The 22298-nt window shown below is 62.3% G+C and carries 23 protein-coding genes; 17 read left to right on the top strand and 6 right to left on the bottom strand.

All coding sequences use genetic code 11. The features are described 5' to 3' along the window. Position 1 precedes the first annotated feature (1 nt). On the bottom strand, positions 2 to 745 hold the full coding sequence (locus I3253_RS16630; protein WP_197918943.1) for an N-formylglutamate amidohydrolase: 744 nt from the start codon (positions 743 to 745) through the stop codon (positions 2 to 4). A 165-nt stretch (positions 746 to 910) separates the two neighbouring features. On the opposite strand from I3253_RS16630, the gene pyk reads away from it, so the two are divergent. The 5 genes from pyk to I3253_RS16655 all read left to right on the top strand — a co-directional run bounded on the left by pyk (position 911) and on the right by I3253_RS16655 (position 3942). Next, positions 911 to 2356 carry a pyruvate kinase gene (pyk, locus tag I3253_RS16635; RefSeq protein ID WP_197918944.1) on the top strand — a complete coding sequence of 482 codons (1446 nt, stop codon included), beginning with the start codon at positions 911 to 913 and terminating at the stop codon, positions 2354 to 2356. Between the two features lie 33 nt (positions 2357 to 2389). Further along, positions 2390 to 2614 carry a hypothetical protein gene (locus I3253_RS16640; RefSeq protein ID WP_197918945.1) on the top strand — a complete coding sequence of 75 codons (225 nt, stop codon included), beginning with the start codon at positions 2390 to 2392 and terminating at the stop codon, positions 2612 to 2614. A 110-nt stretch (positions 2615 to 2724) separates the two neighbouring features. Beyond that, entirely contained in the window at positions 2725 to 2925 is a 201-nt protein-coding gene (gene rpmI / locus I3253_RS16645) for a 50S ribosomal protein L35 (RefSeq protein ID WP_010443552.1), read from the top strand. A gap of 14 nt (positions 2926 to 2939) precedes the next feature. Continuing rightward, a complete protein-coding gene (gene rplT, locus I3253_RS16650; protein ID WP_197918946.1) occupies positions 2940 to 3305 on the top strand; it encodes a 50S ribosomal protein L20 in 366 nt (121 codons plus the stop codon). Between the two features lie 214 nt (positions 3306 to 3519). After that, the gene (locus tag I3253_RS16655; RefSeq protein WP_197918947.1) at positions 3520 to 3942 is read left to right on the top strand and encodes a YybH family protein; all 423 of its coding nucleotides are present in this window, start codon (positions 3520 to 3522) and stop codon (positions 3940 to 3942) included. A 189-nt stretch (positions 3943 to 4131) separates the two neighbouring features. Here the strand turns inward: I3253_RS16655 and I3253_RS16660 are convergent, their stop codons facing one another. Then, on the bottom strand, positions 4132 to 5331 hold the full coding sequence (locus I3253_RS16660; protein ID WP_197918948.1) for a YbfB/YjiJ family MFS transporter: 1200 nt from the start codon (positions 5329 to 5331) through the stop codon (positions 4132 to 4134). A 156-nt stretch (positions 5332 to 5487) separates the two neighbouring features. Between I3253_RS16660 and I3253_RS16665 the strand changes: the two genes are divergently transcribed. The 5 genes from I3253_RS16665 to I3253_RS16680 all read left to right on the top strand — a co-directional run bounded on the left by I3253_RS16665 (position 5488) and on the right by I3253_RS16680 (position 10620). Beyond that, positions 5488 to 6219, top strand: coding sequence for a gamma-glutamylcyclotransferase (locus tag I3253_RS16665; RefSeq protein WP_197918949.1), 732 nt, complete (start codon positions 5488 to 5490; stop codon positions 6217 to 6219). A 62-nt stretch (positions 6220 to 6281) separates the two neighbouring features. After that, positions 6282 to 7352, top strand: coding sequence for a phenylalanine--tRNA ligase subunit alpha (pheS, locus tag I3253_RS16670; RefSeq protein ID WP_197918950.1), 1071 nt, complete (start codon positions 6282 to 6284; stop codon positions 7350 to 7352). Between the two features lie 76 nt (positions 7353 to 7428). After that, complete coding sequence (locus I3253_RS20655; RefSeq protein ID WP_269649197.1) at positions 7429 to 7557, top strand: hypothetical protein; 129 nt, start codon at positions 7429 to 7431, stop codon at positions 7555 to 7557. A 229-nt stretch (positions 7558 to 7786) separates the two neighbouring features. Then, positions 7787 to 10186, top strand: a complete 2400-nt coding sequence (gene pheT, locus I3253_RS16675) for a phenylalanine--tRNA ligase subunit beta (RefSeq protein WP_197918951.1) — start codon at positions 7787 to 7789, stop codon at positions 10184 to 10186. Between the two features lie 2 nt (positions 10187 to 10188). Further along, entirely contained in the window at positions 10189 to 10620 is a 432-nt protein-coding gene (locus tag I3253_RS16680) for a GNAT family N-acetyltransferase (RefSeq protein ID WP_197918952.1), read from the top strand. A gap of 8 nt (positions 10621 to 10628) precedes the next feature. Here the strand turns inward: I3253_RS16680 and I3253_RS16685 are convergent, their stop codons facing one another. After that, positions 10629 to 11522, bottom strand: coding sequence for a LysR family transcriptional regulator (locus I3253_RS16685; protein WP_197918953.1), 894 nt, complete (start codon positions 11520 to 11522; stop codon positions 10629 to 10631). Between the two features lie 86 nt (positions 11523 to 11608). On the opposite strand from I3253_RS16685, the gene I3253_RS16690 reads away from it, so the two are divergent. The 4 genes from I3253_RS16690 (at position 11609) to I3253_RS16705 (ending at position 15472) form a co-directional block, all read left to right on the top strand. Further along, positions 11609 to 12241 carry a class I SAM-dependent methyltransferase gene (locus tag I3253_RS16690; protein WP_332255723.1) on the top strand — a complete coding sequence of 211 codons (633 nt, stop codon included), beginning with the start codon at positions 11609 to 11611 and terminating at the stop codon, positions 12239 to 12241. Positions 12242 to 12348: 107 nt separating this feature from the next. Further along, entirely contained in the window at positions 12349 to 12798 is a 450-nt protein-coding gene (locus I3253_RS16695; protein WP_197918955.1) for a YtoQ family protein, read from the top strand. Positions 12799 to 12869: 71 nt separating this feature from the next. Beyond that, complete coding sequence (locus I3253_RS16700) at positions 12870 to 14474, top strand: GMC family oxidoreductase (protein WP_197918956.1); 1605 nt, start codon at positions 12870 to 12872, stop codon at positions 14472 to 14474. Between the two features lie 191 nt (positions 14475 to 14665). Next, positions 14666 to 15472 carry a mechanosensitive ion channel family protein gene (locus I3253_RS16705; RefSeq protein WP_197918957.1) on the top strand — a complete coding sequence of 269 codons (807 nt, stop codon included), beginning with the start codon at positions 14666 to 14668 and terminating at the stop codon, positions 15470 to 15472. A gap of 72 nt (positions 15473 to 15544) precedes the next feature. On the opposite strand, the gene ald is transcribed toward I3253_RS16705, so the two are convergent. Then, positions 15545 to 16666, bottom strand: a complete 1122-nt coding sequence (gene ald, locus I3253_RS16710; RefSeq protein ID WP_197918958.1) for an alanine dehydrogenase — start codon at positions 16664 to 16666, stop codon at positions 15545 to 15547. Between the two features lie 142 nt (positions 16667 to 16808). Here ald and I3253_RS16715 point away from each other — a divergent pair, with 142 nt between their 5' ends. Beyond that, on the top strand, positions 16809 to 17267 hold the full coding sequence (locus I3253_RS16715; protein WP_197918959.1) for an Lrp/AsnC family transcriptional regulator: 459 nt from the start codon (positions 16809 to 16811) through the stop codon (positions 17265 to 17267). Between the two features lie 103 nt (positions 17268 to 17370). After that, a complete protein-coding gene (locus I3253_RS16720) occupies positions 17371 to 18951 on the top strand; it encodes a GMC family oxidoreductase (RefSeq protein WP_197918960.1) in 1581 nt (526 codons plus the stop codon). 71 nt (positions 18952 to 19022) lie between these two features. On the opposite strand, the gene yghU is transcribed toward I3253_RS16720, so the two are convergent. Together yghU and I3253_RS16730 are read right to left on the bottom strand one after the other, a co-directional pair. Further along, positions 19023 to 19901: a glutathione-dependent disulfide-bond oxidoreductase gene (gene yghU, locus I3253_RS16725; protein ID WP_197918961.1), complete on the bottom strand. Its 879-nt coding sequence runs from the start codon at positions 19899 to 19901 to the stop codon at positions 19023 to 19025. Positions 19902 to 19979: 78 nt separating this feature from the next. Next, positions 19980 to 21038, bottom strand: coding sequence for an adenylate/guanylate cyclase domain-containing protein (locus tag I3253_RS16730; RefSeq protein ID WP_197918962.1), 1059 nt, complete (start codon positions 21036 to 21038; stop codon positions 19980 to 19982). Between the two features lie 279 nt (positions 21039 to 21317). Here I3253_RS16730 and I3253_RS16735 point away from each other — a divergent pair, with 279 nt between their 5' ends. Continuing rightward, entirely contained in the window at positions 21318 to 22205 is an 888-nt protein-coding gene (locus I3253_RS16735; RefSeq protein ID WP_197918963.1) for a LysR family transcriptional regulator, read from the top strand. Positions 22206 to 22298: the final 93 nt, after the last annotated feature.

A 22298-nucleotide genomic window follows, 5' to 3' on the forward strand; every position in this document is an offset into this window, starting at 1 on the left:
TCTACAGCCCGGTCCGGTTCAGCGTATCGGTCAGCACACTGGCCAGCCGTTCGGCCCAATGGGCCTGGCCTTCTTCTGTGGCGATCACGTCCTGACGCAGTTCGATCAGGGCGTTCAGCCGTTTCTGTCGCAGCGCGTGCTGATCCACGCTGTCGCCCGGCAAGTGCCCGGCATAAGGTTCGTTGTCGCCCACGGTCAGATCGCTTTCCTCGCGCAGCCGGTCGATCATGGCCAGGCCGAACCGGTCCTCCTGCGGGGCGTGCAGAATGCCGATTTCCCAGGGCCGGGGCGAGCGGCCGTTGAGCTTTGGCGAGAAAGAGTGCATCGCGACAAGGATCACGTCCGGGCGGGCATCGGCGAGCTGTGCAAGTGCATCGTGATAGGGTTGGTAATACGTGTCGACGCGGCGTTGGACTTCTGCCGCATCCACGTGGCGGTTTGCCGGAATGATCGTGCCATCGTAAAGCCGCATGACCAGCGTGGGATCATCCGTGCCCCGGTTGGGATCGATCACAAGGCGCGAAAAATTCGAGCAGATCACCGGCGCGTTCAACAATTCGCCAAGGATCAGGGAAGTGCCCCGGGCGCCGATATCATAGGCGATATGGCGGTTCATGTCGGCCGGACCGATGCCCAGATCGCCGCCATTGATTTCGGGCGGCACAAAATTCGAGGCATGATCGCACGTGATCAGCCAGCGCGCGGGCCGGTCCGCGCCATAAACGGTGTAGGGTTGGTAAGTCATATGCCTGTCATATCCTTGGCAAATCCATTAGGAAAGCAGGTCATGACAGGGAAGTGCACAAAACCGTAACTTGACCTTGTTAGCGTTAACATCTAGGAAAACGGCAAAATTGCCGCAAGGGAACGCATGGCCGTTTCCGGCCATATCCGGGCGAAAGGTGAAACTATGCGACGTTTGAGAAATGTAAAGATCGTGGCCACGCTGGGCCCGTCTTCTGAAACATATGAAATGATCCGGGCTTTGCACGAGGCCGGGGCGGATGTGTTCCGGCTGAACATGAGCCACGGCACCCATGACGAGATCCGCGAGAAACACCGCTTCATTCGCCAGGTCGAGAAAGACCTGCAAAGCCCGATTGCCATTCTGGCCGATCTCCAGGGGCCAAAGCTGCGTGTCGGGGTCTTTGCCAACGGTTCCGAAGAACTGACGGAAGGCGCATTGTTCCGGCTTGATCTGGACAAGGCCGAAGGCGATCAGTCCCGCGTGTGTTTGCCCCATCCGGAAATATTCGAGGCACTGGAACCGGGCGCGCGTCTGTTGGTGAATGACGGCAAGATCCGGCTGAAGGTGGAAAGCTGTGGCGCCGACCATGCCAATTGTGTGGTGGTGACCGGCGGCACGATTTCCAACCGCAAGGGAGTGAACGTGCCCGACGTGGTACTGCCGCTGGCCGCGCTAAGTGAAAAAGACCGGGACGATCTGGAATTTGCCTGCGGTCTGGGCGTGGACTGGCTGGCGCTCAGCTTTGTGCAGCGCGCCGCCGATGTGGAAGAGGCCCGCGCGCTGGCGCAGGGGCGTGCCGCGATCCTGTCCAAGATCGAAAAGCCTTCGGCGGTTGACGCATTTGACGAGATCCTGTCGGCCAGCGACGGGATCATGGTGGCCCGTGGCGATCTGGGTGTGGAACTACCGGTTTCGGCGGTGCCGCCGATCCAGAAACGCCTGGTGCGCAAGTGCCGCCATGCGGCCAAACCGGTGATCGTGGCCACGCAGATGCTTGAAAGCATGATCGAAAGCCCGATGCCGACGCGCGCCGAAGTCAGCGATGTGTCCGGCGCCATTTACGAAGGCGCCGATGCGGTGATGCTGTCGGCGGAATCGGCGGCCGGGCAATACCCGATCGAGGCCGTTTCGACAATGAACGATGTGGCCATCGAAGTGGAACACGATCCCACCTACCGGGAGGTGATCGAAGCGTCGCGCACCGCGCCCCGGTCGGGCGTGGCCGACGCGATTGTTGCTGCCGCCCGCGAAGTGGCCGAAACCACCGAGGTGGCGGCCATTTGCTGTTTCTCGCAATCGGGGACCACCGCGCTGCTTATTGCACGCGAGCGGCCCCGCGTTCCGATCATCGCAATGACTTCGCTGCGCGGCACCGCGCGCCGGCTTGCGCTGAGCTGGGGCACGAACTGTGTGATGACCAGCGATGTGAGCCGGTTCAAGATGGCTGTTGTTGCCTCGGCCCGTGCGGCGCGCGACCTGGGTTATGCCGATCACGACGATCAGATCGTCGTAACCGCGGGCCTGCCGTTCAATGTCCCCGGCACCACCAATATCCTGCGCGTCGCGCCATGCGATGAGCGTTTGATTTTCAATATGGAAAACGAGTAATGTCGCCCCCGGAGCAGCCGGGGAAAAAACGACATGGTCACGGACTATCTGATCACGATCGGATTGGTGGTCGGCCTGTTTTCCATACCCGCAATGCTTTCGGCCTATGCCGATGAACGGTTCCCGCGCGCGCCGATGGCGGCCTTTATCCTGTCGGCGGCGACCATCGCCCTGGCCTGGGCGATGAACCCGGCGGTCTACAGCCTGGCGGAACTGCCCAACGTGGTGGTGCGGGTGATCGCGGATGTCGTGAAATAAGCGCTTGCGCGGCGCGGGTATGCCGACTATATGGCGCGTCTATTCGCGCGACCGGCCTGAAGGGCATGCCGAGTCGCGTTTGTCACCGACCGAATACAAAGGAGACGGAAATGCCTAAGATGAAGACCAAGTCGAGCGCCAAGAAGCGCTTCAAGGTCACTGCCACTGGCAAGGTACTGGCCGGTCAGGCCGGCAAGCGCCACGGCATGATCAAACGCACCAAGAAATTCATCCGTGACGCCCGTGGCAACACGACCCTGTCCGCCCCCGACGCCAAGATCGTCAAGGGCTACATGCCCTACGACCGCTAAGAGGAGATTGAGATATGTCCCGCGTTAAAGGTGGTACCGTAACCCACGCCCGTCACAAGAAAGTCGTCAAGGCCGCAAAAGGCTATTATGGCCGTCGCAAGAACACCTTCAAGGTGGCGCGTCAGGCTGTCGACAAGGCCAATCAGTACGCAACCCGCGACCGCAAGAACCGCAAGCGGAATTTCCGCGCGCTGTGGATCCAGCGGATCAACGCGGCCGTGCGCGCGCATGACGACGCGCTGACCTATTCGCGCTTCATCAACGGCCTGAACCTGGCTGGCATCGAAGTGGACCGCAAGGTTCTGGCCGATCTGGCCGTGCACGAGCCCGAAGCATTTGCCGCGATCGTGGATCAGGCCAAGGGCGCGCTGGCTGCCTGAGCCAGACCCTTTGAAGAATTGAAACCCCCGTCAGCATCGCTGGCGGGGATTTCTTTTTTTGGGGGGGGGAGGCCGCAAAGATCAACCACAATGTCTGATACGCGGGCGAAGCGAACCTGGCAATCTGTCGGCTGAAACATCGTTTTTTCACCCCGTAAGGTCGAAACACGATATGCCTCCATATGACTAAATTTTCGGAATGGAGGTCGCTACATTGTCTGAAAGAGAAATCACTGATCTGATCGAGACCTATCTTTTGGCGTGGAACGCTCGTGACTTCGGAAAGATGGCGTCGCTCTTTTCAGAGCCCGCCACGTATATTGTGCCTGGCGGCAATCTCCACATACCTGACAGAGCCGCGCTTATATCGAAGCTGCGGCGGCAGTTTGCCGAACTGGAAGCCGAAGGTTTCGATTACACAGAGATCGGTGAGGTCGTTGTGACCTTTTGCAACGAGTACGCGGCATTGGCGGAGCTCAGAAACTTGCGACGCCTGAATTCCAGCGGAGCGGAAATTGCCAAAATCGATGCCCTGTACATATGTGTTTTGGAGCATGGAAATTGGCGACTTAGTGTTGCGATGGCTGGGCAGTGCGGCTGGAACGAGAAGAGCGGATCGCCAGCCGCGGCCTCGTGACCAGTGATGTGCCGGGAAGACTCATTCTTGGCGCGCGCCTGGTAGCAACCAAAGTGACCAGGCCAACTTGACGCGCATAGCCTGGGACATCTCGGCGCAGACGTGGCGTGCGCTGCGCAGGGGCAACAAGCAGGATATTCCCAAGGAGCACCGCGCCGGTCAATGTGGGCTCCAACCAGGGTTTTCCGCTCAGGCGTCACGCTTGAGGGGCCTTTGCAACAGCGCCAGCGCAGCCCCGGCCAGCAAGATACCAGCCGCCGCCGCAAGGCTGATGCCGATATTGCCGAACAGATCGCCCAACAGCCCCGCCCCATATGGGCCTATTGTCTGCGCCACGGCAAAGACCACGGTAAACAGGCTGATCGCCTTGCCCCAGCTTTCGGGCGGCAGGTTCTGGCGCGCGAAATTGGTCACGGCCCCCGGTGACATGAACACCGACAGGCCGAACACCACCGCTGAGACCAGCAGGACGGGGCCTCCGGGCAACACCACCGGCAAAGCCGACCCGGTGGCGATTCCGGTCAGGATCAACGCCAGCGGCAACCCGGAAGCATGACGCGCCAGAACCGGTCGCCAGACCAGAGGCGACACCAGAATGCTCAGGCCGAGGATAACCCAGACCAGGGCAATGAACCCGGCGCTTGCCGCCTGTTCCGTCATCCAGGCCGACAGGAACGTCAGGTAAACGATATATCCAAGCCCGAACCCGGCATAGCCGCCGATCTCCGGCAACATGGCGCGAAGCGGCAAGGGCGCGGTGCTGACGCGACCCAGGGGCGGAGCGCGCATCTGGAACGCGCTCCATAATCCGAGGGGAAGAAACGACAGGCTGATCCCGCCAATCACGATCCATCCCCACAGCCAGGCACCGTTGCCAAAGGTGTCAAGCATCAGGGGCAACGCGGCGCCTGCCAGCATGATCCCCAATCCGCCGCCCGAGCCAAACAGAATCGCGATTGCCAAAGCATTGCTGCGCGGATCGTCACGAAACAGTCCCGCCGCAAGCGCGCCAGCCGTGGCAAACGACATGGCCCCGAAAAGCCCTGCCAGAATGCGCCACACCGTCTGCCACCACAACGCGCCCTCCAACCCGGTAGCCAACAGCGACAGCGTTGTTGTCGTGAGGCCAAACGCGAAAAGCCGCGCCGGCGACACCCGGCGGATCAACAGCATCGTGATCACCGCTCCGATGACATAGCCCAGCGCGTTGGCGGTGTTCAGCCAGCCGGATTGCGCATAGGTCCAGCCCAGCTCCGATTTCATGGCCGGAAGCAGAAGCCCGTATGCGAACCGCGCGAACCCGTTTGTCACGGTCACGCCCAGCGCAAGCCCGGCAAGCACAAGCCAGGGTCGATTGACGGGACGAGTGTGGGACACGTGGGTGTTCATGCGACATTCCTGATCTGCCTTTCCTCCCTAACGCGCGCGACAACCGCAGATCAACGGGTCGGATGCGTTGGGCGCCTTTTGGGCGGCCAGTGCGCCGGGTCTTTCCTTTTGCGAAATTGCATGGCTTGGTGATACGCGACCTGTCGAGGAAGCCGCATGTCTCAGGACCCATTTTGCCATCACCCGCGTCTTGCCGCGCTGATCACACCGCCGGAGGAGTCTGATTTCCGGCACTTTGATCCTGCGGCAATTGATCCGATCGTGCGTGCCAACGGCGGGCCAGACAGCTGGCGGCTGAGCGAGGCAGAGCGCGAAGCGGACCGGCGCGCGGCGTTGAGCGGGCGTGTTGGTGATCTCTGGGTGTTCGCCTATGGGTCGCTGATGTGGAACCCCGGAATCCACTTTGCCGAGGTCCGGCGCGGGTTCGCCCCTCGCGTGGCGCGCCGTTTCATCCTGCGCGACCGGTTTGGCGGACGCGGGACGCGCGACGCGCCCGGCGTAATGGCGGCGCTGCAATGGGGGGAAGGGTGCAACGGGCTGGTGTTCCGCATTGCGCGCGAGACGCTGGATGCGGAAACCACGCTGTTATGGCGGCGCGAACGGGTGGGCGATGCCTATACCCCCGAGTTCATTCCCGTCGAAACCGATCATAGCACGGTCGAGGCGCTGGCGTTCATGGCCAATCCCGAGGCCGAGCTGATCGAGCCCGGACTGAGCCACGAAGAGCAGGTCCGGTGTTGCGCCACAGGTGCTGGCTGGCTGGGGAGCAGTTTCGATTATGTCGCCAATCTGGCGGCGCATTTCGAAACGATGGGGATCGAAGATGCGGGCGTGGCGCGCCTATTGGCGGATGCGCGGGCTTATCGCGCCAGCCAGTCAGACCGCTGAGCGCCTCTTGCTTTCGTGCGTCCATGTGGTAGCAGGGCGCAAGCAGAATTTGAGGGGCCGTCATGGACGATCTGAAGGCAAAATTCCTTGGCCAGATTTCTCAGGCCGACGACGAGGCCGCGCTGGAAGCGATCCGCGTGACCGCCGTGGGCAAGAAGGGCGAAGTTGCGCTGAAGATGCGCGAATTGGGCAAGATGACGCCCGAAGAGCGCCAGATCATGGGGCCGCGCCTGAACGCGCTCAAGGACGAGATCAACAGCGCGCTGGCGGCCAAGAAGGCGGCGTTGGCCGATGCGGCGCTGGACGCGCGGCTGAAAACCGAATGGCTTGACGTGACCCTGCCGGCGCGCGCGCGGCGCACCGGTTCGATCCACCCGATCAGCCAGGTGACAGAGGAAGTGACCGCGATCTTCGCCGATATGGGCTTTGCCGTGGCCGAGGGCCCGCAGATCGAGACCGACTGGTACAATTTCGACGCGCTCAACATTCCCGGACACCATCCGGCGCGGGCCGAGATGGATACGTTCTACACCCACCGGGCCGAAGGCGATAACCGCCCACCGCATGTGCTGCGCACGCATACGTCGCCGGTACAGATCCGGTCGATGGAAAAGCAGGGTGCCCCGATCCGCATCATTTGCCCGGGCCGCGTGTATCGTGCCGACTATGACCAGACCCATACACCGATGTTCCATCAGGTCGAGGGCCTGGCCATCGACAAGGACATCTCCATGGCGAACCTGAAATGGGTGCTGGAAGAGTTCTTTTCGGCCTTTTTCGGAACCCATGTGGAAACCCGATTCCGCGCCTCGCATTTCCCGTTTACGGAACCTTCCGCCGAGGTGGATATTCAGTGCAGCTGGGAAGGTGGCACCGTGAAAGTGGGCGAAGGTGACGATTGGCTGGAAGTGCTTGGCTCGGGCATGGTGCATCCCAAGGTGCTCGAAGCTGGCGGTATTGACCCGAACGAGTGGCAGGGCTTTGCCTTTGGGATCGGGATCGACCGTCTGGCGATGCTGAAATACGGCATTCCCGATTTGCGCGCCTTTTTCGACAGCGATCTGCGCTGGCTGCGCCACTATGGGTTTGCGTCGCTGGATCAGCCGACTTTGCATGGTGGGTTGAGCCGCTGAGGCAGGCGCCATGGTGCCAACAGACGAATTCGTGCCGTGACTGCGACGCGGGAGCGCCGGTGAGGCGGACGCGAACGTGGCTCTCGCCGATACTGACACGACGGCGGCGGAGCGGTTGTGCCTTTCGGTTGCGGACATGGCTCTGCCCGCCCGCGCGCGCGAACTGGTGATCTGGCGAGCGCTTGTCCGTGCGCAAGATATCTGACAGATTTCGCTTGCCTGCCGCCAGTCATTTTTGAGTATTTTGGGAACAATGAAAGCGGGAAACGGCCGCCCTTTCATTGTTCCTCAAATACTCCGGGGGAGTCGCGGCCAGCCGCGGCGGGGGCAGCGCCCCCAATTTGCCGCCGGTCCGCGTCAATGCGCCCTTTCCCCTTTGGCGCATATCCGATAAACGCCTGTCTGACCCCTTGTTTGACTGGCGGACCGGCACAATGAAATTCACCCTTTCCTGGTTGAAAGATCACCTTGAAACCGACGCAAGCGTGGACGAGATCGTCTATGCGCTGACCGACCTTGGGCTGGAGGTGGAAGAGGTTTCCAATCCCGCCGATCGCCTGTCGGACTTCACCATCGGCAAGGTGCTTCATGCCGAGAAGCACCCGGATGCCGACAAGCTGCGGGTCTGCAAGGTGGCCACCGACGAGGGCGAGTTGCAGATCATCTGCGGTGCGCCGAATGCACGGACCGGCATCACCGTGGTTGTGGCCAAGCCGGGTGTCTATGTGCCCGGTATCGACACGACCATCGGCGTGGGCAAGATCCGCGGCATCGAAAGCTTCGGCATGATGGCCTCCGAGCGTGAGATGGAGCTGAGCGATGAGCATGATGGTATCATCGAGCTGCCGTCGGGTGAGGTGGGCGATAGATTTGTCGACTGGCTGGCCGAAAACGACCCGGCCAAGGTGGACCCGGTGATCGAAATCGCGATCACGCCGAACCGCCCCGATGCGCTGGGTGTGCGCGGCATCGCGCTGGATCTGGCGGCGCGTGGGCTGGGCACCATGAAACCGGCGCGGACCGCGCAGATCACCGGTACCGGCCCCTGCCCGATCACGGTGACAATCAACGAAGACGCCCGCGCCGGCGGTTGCGACGTGTTTGCCGGGCGTCTGATCAGGGACGTGAAGAACGGCCCCAGCCCGCAATGGCTTCAGGATCGGCTCAAGGCGATTGGCCTGCGTCCGATTTCCGCGCTGGTAGATATCACGAACTTCTTCACTTTCGATCGCAACCGCCCGCTACATGTCTTTGACGCCGACAAGGTCAAGGGCAACCTGAGGGTACACCGGGCGCTGGGCGGTGAAACATTGGTTGGTCTTGACGAAAAGGAATACAGCTTTGCGCCCGGCATGGTGGTGATTTCAGACAATGAGGGTGTCGAATCCATCGGCGGCATCATGGGGGGGCTGGCCACGGGCTGTACCGAGTACACCACCAACGTGTTTCTTGAGGCCGCCGTGTGGGATCATATCCAGATCGCCTATACGGGGCGTGGGCTCAAGATCAACTCGGACGCGCGTTATCGCAACGAGCGGGGCATCGATCCGGCCTACAACATTCAGGCCGTGGACGACGCGACGCAGATGATCCTCGATCTGTGCGGTGGAGAGCCGACAGACGTTGTGGTTGCGGGCGAAGTACCCGATGTTGGCCGCGCCTACAAGCTGGATACAGACCGCGTGCAATCTCTGGTCGGCATGGATATCCCGGCTGAAGAACAGATCAGAACACTGACCGCTCTGGGCTTTGTCATGCAGGGCGACATGGCGCAGGTGCCAAGCTGGCGCCCGGATGTGCGTGGCGAGGCGGATCTGGTGGAAGAGGTGGCGCGCGTCGCCTCTCTGACCAGGCTGGAAGGCAGGCCGCTGGCGCGTGCTTCGGCCGGTTTGCCGGAAATGATCCTGTCGCCGATGCAGAAACGCGAACAGGTTGCGCGGCGCACAACGGCAGGTCTGGGTTACAATGAATGCGTGACCTATTCCTTCATCGACAAGGCCGCGGCCACGCTGTTTGGCGGTGGCGGCGACGCGACGATGCTGGAAAACCCGATTTCTTCGGAAATGTCCCATATGCGGCCCGATCTGCTGCCCGGCCTGTTGCGGGCCGCGGCGCGCAATCAGGCGCGGGGTTTCATGGATATGGCGCTGTTTGAATGCGGCGCTGCGTTTCAGGGCGGCGAGCCGGGAGAGCAGCATGTGCAGGTGACAGGCCTTCTGGTGGGGAAAACTGTGCAAAAGGACGTGCATGGCGAAAGCCGGAGCGTGGATCTGTTTGACGCCAAGGCGGATGCCGAGGCGGTGCTGGCCGCCATCGGCGCTCCGGACAAGGTGCAGATTTTGCGCGGCGGTGCGCCCTGGTGGCATCCGGGGCGGCATGGCCGTATCTGCCTGGGGCCGAAGAAAGTGCTGGGCGTATTTGGCGAGTTGCATCCCAAGGTGCTAAGCGCGCTGGACGTGAAGGGACCGGCAGTGGCGTTCACGCTCTTCCCCGAAGAAATCCCCATGCCCCGCAAGAAAACCGCCAGCAAGGGGGCGCTGGAACTGCGCGATCTGCAAGCGGTGGAACGGGATTTTGCCTTTGTCGTGGATGCGGAAGTCGAGGCGCTGAACCTTGTCAATGCCGCCGCCGGGGCCGACAAGGCGCTGATCGAAGGCGTGCGCGTGTTTGACGAATTTGTCGGCGGCTCGCTGGGCGAGGGCAAGAAATCCATCGCTGTGACCGTGCGCCTGCAACCCACTGACAAAACGCTGAAAGAAGCGGATATCGAGGCGGTGGCGGCGAAGATTGTCGAAAAGGTCGGCAAGGCCACCGGTGGCACATTGCGGGGCTGACGATGACGCCGCGCCTTGCAAACTCTGACGAGGCAGAGGCGCTGGCGCAATTGATCGACAACGCCTATCAGCCCTATCGCGACCGGAGTGTTTCCCTGCCCGATGTCAGTGGCGGCGTGGCCGATTTAATTGCAGCGGGCGAAGCCTGGGTGATCGGCGCCGCGCCACCGCTGGGCGTGTTGATGCTGCGCCTGACCCCGCCGGACGCGCATTTGATGAATGTCGCCGTGGCCCCGAAGGGACATGGCCAGGGCATTGGCGGGGCGTTGATCCGCCATGCCGTGCGGCTCGCGCAAGATGCCGGTTGCACTGGAATCGTGTTGGCGACACATGAAGATTTACACGAAAACATCGCGTTGTATCAGCACCTTGGCTGGAGCGAAACCGGGCGAGAGGGCGCGCGCGTTCTGATGCGCAAATCCCTGAAAACCTGAACCCGCGCCTAAGGTTTGCCGCTCAGATGTGCGGCGAGATGATCGAACACCAGACGTATCCTGCGGCTGGTGTGCAATTCGCGATGCGTGGTCAGCCAGATCGGAAACACGATCGGGTCCATGTCGGGCAAGACCCGTTCCAGCCCGGTGGCCCCGGCCGCGACCGTGTCGGACATGGGCGCGATGCCAAGGCCCTGCCGCACCATTTCCCACGCCACCACCCCGCTTTGCGAGCCGACGCGGAAATTGGTCTCTGTCACCGGGATACCCAGAGGGTTCAGGTGGGTCAGCATCTGGTCGGTGTCACCAAAGCTGACAAAATCGTGGCGGGCCAGATCGGCCAGCGTTTCGGGGCGCCCGGCGCGTTCCAGATAGGATTTTGAGGCATAAAAATGCGCCGTTTCCTCGCGCAGCAGACGCGCGATCAGGTCGGGCTGATCCGGGCGCACATGGCGAATGGCGATATCGGCCTCGCGGCGCATCAGGTCGCGGATGTCATTGGCGGCGACGATGTCGATCGTGAGTTTCGGGGCGCGCAGGCGTAGCTTGCGCAAGGCTTCGGGCAGCAGAAAGGCCGAATAGACATCGCTGGCGGTGATCGCCACCCGGCCTTCGATGGATTGGGATTGCGCCGAGGCCGCAAGCGCCACACGATCCGCCGCGGCGCCCATGGCGCGGACCTCCGCAAGCAGTTCGGCCCCGGCGGCTGTCAATCGCAGGGTGCGGCCCGGACGCTCGAACAACAACAGCCCCAGATCCTGCTCCAGCGCGGCCACCTGCCGCCCCAGCGTGGGTTGGGTCAGACCCAGGTGGCGCGCGGCGGCCGAAAGCGAGCCGCCTTCGGCGGTGGCCAGAAACGCGCGGATGTGGTTCCAGTCAAAAGGTGTTTGCGGGTGTTTCATGCAAAAATGTATAAAGATCCTGCAAATATTGGCAATTCTTGACGCCAAATGCATGGGTTATCCTGTGCCCAAAGGAGACCAAATTGATGAGTGACGCAAGGTTCTGGGACGGCATTGCCGAGAAATACGCCCGTTCGCCGATCAAGGACATGGCCAGCTATGAATTCACGCTGGAGCGCACACGCGCGTATCTGGGGCCGGATGACACGGTTCTTGAACTGGGGTGCGGCACCGGGTCAACGGCGCTGTTGCTGGCCAATTCGGCCCGGCGAATCCTGGCGTCGGATATTTCCGGCGGGATGCTGGATGTCGGTCGGCGCAACGCACAGGCACAGGGGATCGACAACCTGCATTTCCTGCATGGCGATGCCTTTGCCCCGGCGCTGGACGGTCAAACATTCGACGTGGTGATGGCGATGAACCTGTTGCATCTGGTCGAAGACCTGGACGCGGTTCTGGCCCGCGCGCATGAATTGCTGAAACCGGGTGGCGTGTTGATCTCGAAAACCCCGTGCCTGGGCGATTTCAACCTTTTCATGCGGGGTGTGTTCCGGGTGGTGATCCCGGCCATGCAGCTTGTGCGCCGCGCGCCATTTGTTTCGTTCCTGGACACGCCTGAACTGGAGCGCAAGACCGAAGCGGCCGGGTTCCGGCTGATCGAACGTGTTTCGGTTCCGGCCAAAAAGGGCCACCCCTACCTTGTGGCGCGGCGTGACTGACAGCCTTTGCCGGTGTCTGCCTGAAACGGCTTCTTGTCGGGCCGGGGTGGCCCCCCGGGCCGGTTTTGCGTAAGCAAGGCAGTGACCTATCGAACAGGAGAGACCGTATGACCCTCAGGATTTACCTATCCGGCGAGATCCACACCGACTGGCGCGAACAGATCGTTGACGGCGCAAAGGGGCTGGATGTCAGTTTTGACAGCCCGGTCACGGATCACGGTGCCAGCGATGATTGCGGGGTGGCCATTCTGGGCGCCGAGCCGGATAAGTTCTGGCATGACCACAAAGGCGCCAAGGTGAACGCGATCCGTACCCGCAAGGGCATTGCGGATGCCGATATCGTCGTGGTGCGGTTTGGCGAGAAATACAAACAGTGGAACGCCGCGTTCGATGCGGGCTATGCGGCGGCGCTGGGCAAGTCGGTGATCGTGCTGAACCCGCCCGAGCATCAGCACGCGCTAAAGGAGGTGCACGCCGCGGCACTGGCCGTCGCGCAAGACCCCAAACAGGTGGTGGACATTCTGCGCTATGTGCTGACCGGTGCAATGCCGGGCTGACCCGACGCCGGGTCAGCCTTGCCCGAAACGCAGAGCGCCCCCTAATCTTTCCCGCATGTGGGAGAGAGATCATGGCCTATGATTATGTGATTGCCGGCGGCGGTTCTGCGGGCTGCACCATGGCGGCAAGGCTGAGCGAGGATCCGGATATCACCGTCTGCCTGATCGAGGCGGGCGGGCCGGGCGACGACATCTTCATCCGCGCGCCCGCGTTGGTGGCGGCGATGGTGTCGGGACGGCCGAAAATCAACAACTGGGCCTTTCAGACGGTTCCACAGCCCGGTCTGAACGGGCGGCGCGGGTTTCAGCCGCGCGGCAAGGCTTTGGGCGGGTCTTCGGCGATCAATGCGATGCTGTATGTGCGTGGCCATCCCGGCGACTATGACGATTGGGCCAATCTTGGCTGTGCGGGCTGGGACTGGCAATCGGTGCTGCCCTATTTCCTGAAATCCGAGGGCAATCAGAACGGCGCCGAGGCGCTGCACGGCGCGGACGGCCCGCTGCAAGTTTGCGATCAATCGGCGCCGCGCCCGATCAACGAAGCGTTTTTCGACGCCAGTGAACAACAGCAGTTGCGCCGAAATCCGGATTTCAACGGCGCCGAACAAGAGGGTGTTGGCCTGTATCAGGTCACACAATTTTGCGACGGCCCGCGCAAGGGCGAACGGTGCTCTGCGGCGGCGGCCTATCTTTCCGGTGTCCGAAACCGGCCCAACCTGACGATCCTGACCCGCGCCTTGGCCGAGAGGCTGGTTTTTGACGGCAAGCGGGCGGCTGGTGTGCGGTACCGGCAGCGGGGGCGGGTGAAGCTGGCCGAGGCGCGACGCGAAGTGATCCTGTGCGGTGGGGCGTTCGGCTCGCCGCAGCTATTGATGCTGTCCGGCATCGGGCCGCGTGACGAACTGAGCGCCCATGGCATCGAAACCCGCCAAGACTTGCCCGGAGTCGGACAGAACCTTCAGGACCATCTTGATTATGTGATCAGCTATACCAGCAAACGGCGTGATGTGACGGGGCTTGGCCCGGTCGGCCTGTGGGATCTTGGCAAGGCCGCGCGGCGCTGGAAGCGCCACGGGGATGGCGCGTTTTCAACCCCGTATGCGGAAAGTGGCGGGTTCCTCAAATCCGATCCGGGCCTGTCGCGGCCCGATCTGCAATTGCACATGGTTGCGGGAATTGTCGACCAACACATGCGCAGGATCCATCTGGCGCACGGGTTTTCCTGCCATGTCTGCGTGCTGCGGCCCCAAAGCCGCGGCCATGTCGGGCTGGTCTCGGACCGTGCGGCGGATGCGCCCCGCATCGATCCGGCCTATTTGAGCGATCCGCGCGACCTGCCCGTTCTGATGCGCGGCGCCCGCCTGATGGAGGCGATCATGGAGGCGCCGCCGCTTGCCCCGTGGCGCCACAAGCGGCTTTATCCGCATGATGGCAGCGACACGGCGCTGGAGGCGGATATCCGCAACCGGGCCGATACGATCTATCACCCGGTCGGAACCTGCAAGATGGGCGTGGATGACATGGCCGTCACCGATACGGCCGGACGCGTCCATGGGGTGACATCTCTGCGGGTGGTGGATGCTTCGCTGATGCCAACACTGATCGGCGGCAACACCAACGCGCCGGTCATCATGATGGCCGAAAAGATCGCCGACGGGATGCGGACAGCCAGGTGAGGCGGCGATTGAGGGAAATGCGATTGGTTTTTCCCATTTCACGGCGCCCCGGAGCGGTTAAAACGGCCAGACCTCCGGTGTGGGGTGCTGGACGATCTTTGATGTATGCGAAATGATCGCTGACGAAAGCACCGGCGTGATGCAGGCAGGCCCGCCGCGACGCCGGGCGCGCAAAAGGAGTAAAGAGGGACATGGAACAGATATTGGAACAAAGCGGGTGGGTGATGCCCCTGTTGATCGCGACGGCCAAGGCGCTGCTGGTGATCGTCGTGGGCTGGATGGTGGCCGGAACGGTCAGCCGTCTGGTGCGCAAGCGGGTGAATGCCAATCCCGAAATCGACGCGACGCTGGGCAATTTCGCGGCTTCCATCGTGAAATGGATCATCCTGTTGATGGTGCTGGTGGCGGTGCTGTCGCTTTACGGGATCGAGGCGACCTCGCTGGTGGCCATGATGGGCGCGGCGACGCTGGCGATCGGGCTGGCATTGCAGGGCACGCTTTCGGATCTGGCGGCGGGGTTCATGCTGATTCTGTTCCGCCCCTACAAGCTGGGCCAATATGTCGATATTGGCGGCACGGCCGGCACCGTCAAGGATATCAACCTGTTCGTGACCGAACTGGCGACCCCGGACAACGTGCAGATCATCGTGCCCAACGGGCAGGCCTGGGGCTCGATCATCACCAATTTCAGCCACCACGACACCCGGCGCGTGGATCTTGTTTTTGGCATCGATTATGAGGACGACGCGGAAAAGGCGATGCAGATCGTGCTGGACTGGGCCAGGGCCGATTCCCGTGTGATGGGCGATCCCGAACCCTGGGTGCGCGTGACCAACCTGGGCGGTAGCTCGGTGGATATCACCTCGCGCATCTGGGTGCAGGCGGCGGATTTCTGGGACGTGAAATTCGACATGACCAAGGGCGTCAAGGAAGCCTTTGACAAGGGCGGCGTGTCGATCCCCTATCCGCACACCGTCATGGTGCAGCGCGCGGGCTAAGCCAAGGGGGCCAGGGCGTATCCAAACGCCCTGGCCCCGGCAATTTCAGCTTCGCGATCGCCCGTCGACTGATCAGGCGGCCTTCAGGGCCAGGCTGGGCGACAGAACGTCAATGCCCAGCGCCTTGCCCACCGCGTAATAGGTCAGCTGGCCGGCATGAATGTTCAGCCCGTTCAGCAGGTGGGGATCATCCTCGCATGCCTGGCGCCAGCCCTTGTCGGCCAGGTTCAGCAGGAACGGCAGCGTTGCGTTGCCCAGGGCCTGTGTCGAGGTGCGGGCCACGGCGCCTGGCATATTGGCCACGCAGTAATGCATGATCCCGTCCACCTCGTAGATCGGATCAGCGTGGGTGGTTGCCTTTGAGGTCTCGAAACAGCCGCCCTGGTCAATCGCCACATCCACCAGCGCCGCGCCGGGCTTCATCTCGGAAAGCTGGTCGCGGCTGATCAGCTTGGGCGCTGCGGCGCCGGGGATCAGCACCGCGCCGATCACCATGTCGGCCTCGCGCACCAGTTCGGCCGTGGCGCCAGCAGTGGAATAGAGGTTCTTGAACGTGCCGCCAAAAACATCGTCAAGGTATTTCAGGCGCGGCAGCGAGCGGTCCAGCACGGTTACATCCGCCCCCATGCCGGCGGCGATCTTGGCGGCGTGGGTGCCGACAACGCCGCCCCCGATTACCACCACTTTGGCCGGGGCCACGCCCGGCACGCCGCCCATCAACACGCCGCGCCCGCCATTGGCCTTTTGCAGCGTCCACGCGCCGACCTGCGGCGCCAGACGCCCGGCAACCTCGGACATCGGCGCAAGCAGCGGCAAGCCGCCGCGCGCATCGGTGACGGTCTCATAGGCAATCGCGGTGCAACCGCTGGCCAGCAGGTCCCGGGTTTGCTCCGGGTCCGGCGCAAGGTGCAGGTAAGTGAACAGCAATTGCCCTTCGCGCAGCATCTGGCGTTCCACGGCCTGGGGTTCCTTCACCTTCACGATCATGTCGGCGGTGGCAAAGATTTCTTCGGCGCTGTCCAGAATGACGGCCCCTGCGGCGATGTAATCATCGTCGGTAAAACCCGCGCCCATCCCGGCGCCCGCCTGGATCAGCACGGTATGACCATGGGCCACTGCCTCGCGCGCGGCGTCCGGGGTCATGCCCACGCGGAATTCCTGAGGTTTGATTTCGGTTGGGCAACCAATTTTCATGACACGAGTCTCCCTGGGTGTCTGCTTTGCCCCAGTATGCGGAGATGTGCGGGGAATTTGCTTGTTTTTTAGGCGGATTGGAAACTGGTGAAGTGTAGAATCTTCGACTAGTATGACAAGAAGCGCAAGGAATGATCACAATATGTCTCTGGATCAAACGGATCATCGGATTCTTCGGGTGTTGCAAAAGCAGGGCCGCATTTCAAACGCCGAGCTTTCGGAGAAGGTGAATCTTTCGCCTTCGGCCTGCCACCGCCGTGTCCATCGGCTGGAGACTGCGGGCTATGTGCGCGATTACGTGGCGCTGCTGGATCCGCGCAAGATGAACCTGCCGACCACTGTTTTTGTCGAGATCACGTTGTCAGCGCAGGCCGACGAGGTGCTGGACGCCTTCGAAAAGGCCGTGGCGCGCGTGCCGCATGTGCTGGAATGCCACCTGATGGCGGGGACGGCGGACTATATCCTCAAGGTCGTGGTCGCGGACACCGACGATTTTGCCCGCATCCACCGCCAGCAGCTGGCCCGCCTGCCGGGCGTGGCCCAGATGCAATCCTCCTTTGCGCTGCGCACCGTGTTCAAGACAACGGCTCTGCCCGTCTGACCAGCCGCGGGGCGCGCGCAATGGCGGATATGTCAGACATTCGCGTTGACGGGGCGATCCCGGCAGCGGCACTATCCAGCAGGGTTTATGGGGCAAGGAACGCATGGATTGGGATCATATTGTCATTGGCGCGGGCAGTGCGGGCTGTGTGGTGGCGAACCGTTTGGCGCGCGCAGGCCGCAAGGTGCTTTTGCTGGAGGCCGGCGGGCGCGACAATTACCACTGGATCCACATTCCGATGGGCTATCTGTACTGCATCGGCAATCCGCGCACTGACTGGATGTACAAGACCGCGCCGGACAAGGGGCTGAACGGGCGGTCGCTGATCTATCCGCGCGGCAAGGTTCTGGGCGGCTGTTCGTCGATCAACGGAATGCTGTATCTGCGCGGTCAGGCGGCGGATTATGACGGATGGCGGCAGATGGGCAATCCCGGCTGGGGCTGGGACGATGTGTTGCCGTTGTTCAAGGTGGCCGAGGATTACGTGGATGGCCCCGGCGAGATGCATGGTGCGGGCGGCGAGTGGCACGTGGACAACCAACGCCTGCACTGGGACGTTCTGGACGACTGGATGGCAGCGGCACAGGCGGCCGGGGTGCCGCGCACGGATGATTTCAACACCGGCAACAACGAGGGCGTGGGCTATTTCAAGGTGAACCAGTCCGGCGGATGGCGGCTGAACACCGCCCGGGCGTTCTTGCGCCCGATGAAAGACCGCGCGCTGAAAGTCGAGGTGCACGCGCTGACAGAGCGCCTGCTGATCGAGGCGGGGCGCGTCGTGGGCGTGGCCTATCGTCAGGGCGGCACGCTGAAGCAGGCGCGTTGCGGCGGTGATGTGGTGCTTTGCGCGGGGGCGGTGAACTCGCCCCAGATCTTGCAGGTGTCGGGCATCGGCCCGGGCGCGCTTTTGCAGGAGCATGGCATCGCCGTGCAGCATGAGGTGGCGCAGATTGGCGAAAATCTGCAAGACCACCTGCAACTGCGCTGTGCATGGAAGCTGGACGGGGCCAGGACGCTGAACACAATGGCAAACTCGCTGATCGGCAAGGCCCGGATCGGTCTGGAATACCTGCTCAGACGCACGGGGCCGATGTCCATGTCGCCAAGTCAGCTGGGGGCCTTCACCAGGTCGCGCCCCGATCTGGAAACGCCCGATCTGGAATACCATGTTCAGCCCCTTACGCTGGAGGCGTTTGGCCAGCCGCTGCATGATTTTCCCGCCATGACCGCCAGCGTGTGCAATCTGCGCCCCGAAAGCCGGGGGCACGTGCGCATCACATCCCTCGACCCGGCAACACCGCCCGAGATCGCGCCGAACTACCTTGCGACCGAGGGCGACCGCGCGGTTGCTATGGCCGCGATCCGGCAGGCGCGCGCGATCATGGGACAGGCACCAATGGCGAAATACAGCCCCGAAGAGATGAAGCCGGGGATCGGCGCGCAGACCGATGCCGAACTGGCCCGCGCGGCCGGCGATATCGGCACCACGATCTTTCATCCGGTCGGCACCGTGCGCATGGGTGCGGATGAGGCGGCGCCGCTGGATGCGCGGCTGCGGATGAAGGGGTTGGGCGGGCTGCGCGTGGCGGATGCCTCGATCATGCCGGCAATCACCAGCGGCAACACCAACTCGCCCGTCATCATGATCGGCGAAAAAGCCGCGCAAATGATGCTGGAAGAGTAAGCGCGCCCCGAAAACTGATCCGGGGCGACAGGGTATGTTTTCCGGTCCCGGAACCGGCCCGGGCGCGGGTTTCAGGCGTTGTCTTCGTCCGTTGGGCCGATCTTGTCCCAGGTCCGGGTGTCGAAATCCGCCGCATCATGGCGTTCGCGCAGCTGGCTGGACGGCTCGCCAAAGGCGCGGTTCACCATGCGGCCACGTTGCACCGCCGGGCGCGCGTCGATCTCATTTGCCCAGCGCAGCACATGGTCATAGCTCTGCACGTCCAGGAACTCTCCGGCGCTGTAAAGCCGGCCCAGAACCAGTTGCCCGTACCAGGCCCAGATCGCCATATCCGCGATGGTATAGTCCTCGCCCGCGATATAGCGCGTATCGGCCAGTTGCCGGTTCAGCACATCCAGCTGGCGCTTGGCTTCCATGGCAAAGCGGTTGATCGGGTATTCCCATTTCTCGGGTGCATAGGCATAGAAATGGCCGAACCCGCCGCCCAGATAGGGTGCGCTGCCCATCTGCCAGAACAGCCAGCTGAGCATTTCGGCCCGGCGCTCTTTGGGGCCAAGGAATGCGTCAAAGGTTTCGGCCAGGTGCAGCAGGATGGCACCGCTTTCAAACACCCGCACCGGCGCGTCGCCGGACCGGTCCATCAGGGCCGGGATCTTGGAATTCGGGTTCACGTCCACAAAGCCCGAGCCAAACTGATCGCCGTCGCCGATATTGATCAGCCATGCGTCATATTCGGCCCCCTTATGCCCGGCGGCCAGCAATTCCTCGAACAGGACCGTCACCTTGACGCCGTTGGGCGTGGCCAGTGAATAAAGCTGGTAGGGGTGTTGGCCCACAGGCAGATCCTTGTCATGGGTCGGGCCGGCAATGGGCCGGTTGATACTGGCAAACTGCCCGCCGCTTTCGCGGTCCCATGTCCAGACTTGCGGGGGGGTGTAGGTGTCACTCATGTGTTGCGCCCTGTCGATATTGTTTGCGTCGCGGACAGCTTAGACATTGTCGCGGCGGATTACACGGGCTGTTGCAGATCACGCTGCGTCGGCGCGTGGTTCCAGGGCCAGAACGTCTGTTTCTCCGGTCCTGCCACGCAACAAAACCCGGCCCCTTGCGGTTGCGATCAAACGGTCCGGTATGGCCATCATGGCGGCTGTTTCCGCGTCAATCAGCGCCGGAGTTCCCATGCCCCGGCACGCGTCCTGTAGCCGCTTGGCGCGGTTGATCGTATCGCCGATATAGATCACCTGAGGTTTCTCCCAACCGCATTCGCCTACCGCTACATGCCCGCCCGAAATGCCAATGCGCAACTCGGGCACGACCCCATACTGTTCCAGATAATGCGCGCGTCTGGACTGTGCGATATCCAGTATTTCCGCGACACAGGCCAGGGCGCGTCCGTTTCGTGCCGCTCTTTCGCGGGGCCAGCTGATCACCACCTCGTCGCCCACATAGGCATGAATTTCCCCACCATGGTGCTGGATTGCCGGGTCGATATCCAGAAAGAATTCGGCAATCATGCTTAGCGCGGTTTCGTCGCCCAGCTTTTCGGCCATCGCGGTCGAGCCGACCATATCGGCCAGCACGAATATCCGTTCTTCATGGGTGGGGCGCTTGTAGCGACCGAGGACGAAATTGCGCAATGTGCGCCCGCCGATCAGGCGCCGCGCGGTCATCAGAACCTGAATGAGCATGGCCGTGACGACCACAAACAGAAAGTCGCGCGGCATCCCGAATTTCAGCCAGTCCTCGTAAAGCTGGCGGTCTTGAATCAGGATGAGGATCAGGTGAGAGCTGGACAGCGCCACGAAAAGAATGCCCGTGGTCAGCAACACGCGTGCAATCAATGAAGGCGCAAACGGCAGGCGGCGCAACCACTGACCGACCGGTCCTGTACTGACCCAGATTTCCAGCACGCCCGCCACCGAGGCAACCGCCACGCCACGGGCCCCCCCGCGCACAAGCGCCTGTGCAAGGGTGCCTCCATGCGCGCGCATCCGCACCCCCATCTGGTCGAGCATCACGCCATAGAACGCCCCCAGGACCGCCCCGGCGATGACAATGAATAAAAAGGTGCTGGTGCTCCGGCTCATGACGGTCCCTGAATGGCTTTTGATGCTACGTTGTCCGTCCGCGACACCGTCGGTTTTCGGAGTGTGGGTTTGGGAGCGACCGAAATGGCGACCGCGATACCGAACCTAAGTGGTGGCGGGGCCAATTTCAAACGCTGCCGGGGCGATCTTTCGAAGCGATGGTTTGATTTGGCGCATTTTGGCGCGCGCGGTTGCATCGGGCTGTGCGAGGGGTTGTGGACTCCGATCCAAGGTTAAGGCAGGCTCAAGACGTGGCGGCAGGTTTCAGGGGGGCTGAAGTTGGCGATCAAGCTTGAAATGCTGAAATGCTTTGCCACGGTGGCGCAACAGGGAAGCCTGTCCGCCGCGGCCGAGGAACTGGGCCGCACGCCATCGGCGGTATCCATGATGCTCAAACAGTTCGAAGACCATGTTGGATCGCCCCTGTTCGAGACAGCGCGCAAGTCCCGGCTGACGGCGGTGGGCGAATTGATTTTCGAAGAGGCGCGACGTGGCGTGGGCCATTTCGAAAACACCGTACAGGTGATCGGGGGCATCGCGCGGGCGGATCTGGGGTATCTGCGGCTGGCCGTCACGCCCTCTGTCGCCGCCACGATCCTGCCAACGGTCATCCGCAGCTTTATCGCGGCGCATCCCAGGGTTCAGGTGGACATCCGCGACATGGAGTCCACGGCCATTGCCCACGAACTGATCCGGGAACGGGCCGATATCGGCATCGGGTCGGTGCCGCAGATCGAAGGGACGGTACGGCAAAACCTGTTCAGCGATGCGTTCGGGGTTGTGTGCCGCAAGGATGATCCGCTGGTCGAAAACTGGGATCAACTGACCTGGCGCAATATGGGCGATGTCATCCTGATCGCCAACGGGCTGTGCGATATGATCACCGATCCCGATTTTGCCCCGATCCTTGCCGGGTCGCGGCTTCGGGTGGCGAACACCACGTCGCTGTTGTCGCTTGTGCGGCAGGGTGTCGGCATCACGGTTCTGCCGCGCATGGCGGTCGAAGATCACCGGCGCGAACTGGCGTTCCTGCCGCTGGCGGACCTGTCCGCGCGCCGGAAGGTGGAAATGGTGTTTGCGCCCCGGCATTTGCTGATGCCCGCCGCGCGGGCTTTTGTGGATACGGTTGCGGAGCTGCAACGGGACCACAGGCTGCTGACCGATTAAAATTCAGAAATTCTGAAACTACTGTCAGATAATTGCGAGTGCTTGAAGCCTCGGGATCACCTATCCTGTTGGTGACATTGTGTATTCACAGGA

Source organism: Thiosulfatihalobacter marinus, from assembly GCF_016019955.1.
Lineage (GTDB): Bacteria > Pseudomonadota > Alphaproteobacteria > Rhodobacterales > Rhodobacteraceae > Shimia > Shimia marinus_A.

What these genes read in the sequence shown, in the direction of transcription:
- I3253_RS16630 (WP_197918943.1), bottom strand. Translation starts at nt 745, where the DNA reads ATGACTTACCAACCCTACACCGTTTATGGCGCGGACCGGCCCGCGCGC.
- I3253_RS16685 (WP_197918953.1), bottom strand. Translation starts at nt 11,522, where the DNA reads ATGAAACACCCGCAAACACCTTTTGACTGGAACCACATCCGCGCGTTT.
- I3253_RS16700 (WP_197918956.1), top strand. Translation starts at nt 12,870, where the DNA reads ATGGCCTATGATTATGTGATTGCCGGCGGCGGTTCTGCGGGCTGCACC.
- pyk (WP_197918944.1), top strand. Translation starts at nt 911, where the DNA reads ATGCGACGTTTGAGAAATGTAAAGATCGTGGCCACGCTGGGCCCGTCT.
- I3253_RS16730 (WP_197918962.1), bottom strand. Translation starts at nt 21,038, where the DNA reads ATGAGCCGGAGCACCAGCACCTTTTTATTCATTGTCATCGCCGGGGCG.
- pheS (WP_197918950.1), top strand. Translation starts at nt 6,282, where the DNA reads ATGGACGATCTGAAGGCAAAATTCCTTGGCCAGATTTCTCAGGCCGAC.
- I3253_RS16665 (WP_197918949.1), top strand. Translation starts at nt 5,488, where the DNA reads ATGTCTCAGGACCCATTTTGCCATCACCCGCGTCTTGCCGCGCTGATC.
- rplT (WP_197918946.1), top strand. Translation starts at nt 2,940, where the DNA reads ATGTCCCGCGTTAAAGGTGGTACCGTAACCCACGCCCGTCACAAGAAA.
- I3253_RS16660 (WP_197918948.1), bottom strand. Translation starts at nt 5,331, where the DNA reads ATGAACACCCACGTGTCCCACACTCGTCCCGTCAATCGACCCTGGCTT.
- I3253_RS16720 (WP_197918960.1), top strand. Translation starts at nt 17,371, where the DNA reads ATGGATTGGGATCATATTGTCATTGGCGCGGGCAGTGCGGGCTGTGTG.
- I3253_RS16680 (WP_197918952.1), top strand. Translation starts at nt 10,189, where the DNA reads ATGACGCCGCGCCTTGCAAACTCTGACGAGGCAGAGGCGCTGGCGCAA.
- I3253_RS16695 (WP_197918955.1), top strand. Translation starts at nt 12,349, where the DNA reads ATGACCCTCAGGATTTACCTATCCGGCGAGATCCACACCGACTGGCGC.
- pheT (WP_197918951.1), top strand. Translation starts at nt 7,787, where the DNA reads ATGAAATTCACCCTTTCCTGGTTGAAAGATCACCTTGAAACCGACGCA.
- I3253_RS16640 (WP_197918945.1), top strand. Translation starts at nt 2,390, where the DNA reads ATGGTCACGGACTATCTGATCACGATCGGATTGGTGGTCGGCCTGTTT.
- I3253_RS16690 (WP_332255723.1), top strand. Translation starts at nt 11,609, where the DNA reads ATGAGTGACGCAAGGTTCTGGGACGGCATTGCCGAGAAATACGCCCGT.
- I3253_RS16705 (WP_197918957.1), top strand. Translation starts at nt 14,666, where the DNA reads ATGGAACAGATATTGGAACAAAGCGGGTGGGTGATGCCCCTGTTGATC.
- ald (WP_197918958.1), bottom strand. Translation starts at nt 16,666, where the DNA reads ATGAAAATTGGTTGCCCAACCGAAATCAAACCTCAGGAATTCCGCGTG.
- rpmI (WP_010443552.1), top strand. Translation starts at nt 2,725, where the DNA reads ATGCCTAAGATGAAGACCAAGTCGAGCGCCAAGAAGCGCTTCAAGGTC.
- yghU (WP_197918961.1), bottom strand. Translation starts at nt 19,901, where the DNA reads ATGAGTGACACCTACACCCCCCCGCAAGTCTGGACATGGGACCGCGAA.
- I3253_RS16715 (WP_197918959.1), top strand. Translation starts at nt 16,809, where the DNA reads ATGTCTCTGGATCAAACGGATCATCGGATTCTTCGGGTGTTGCAAAAG.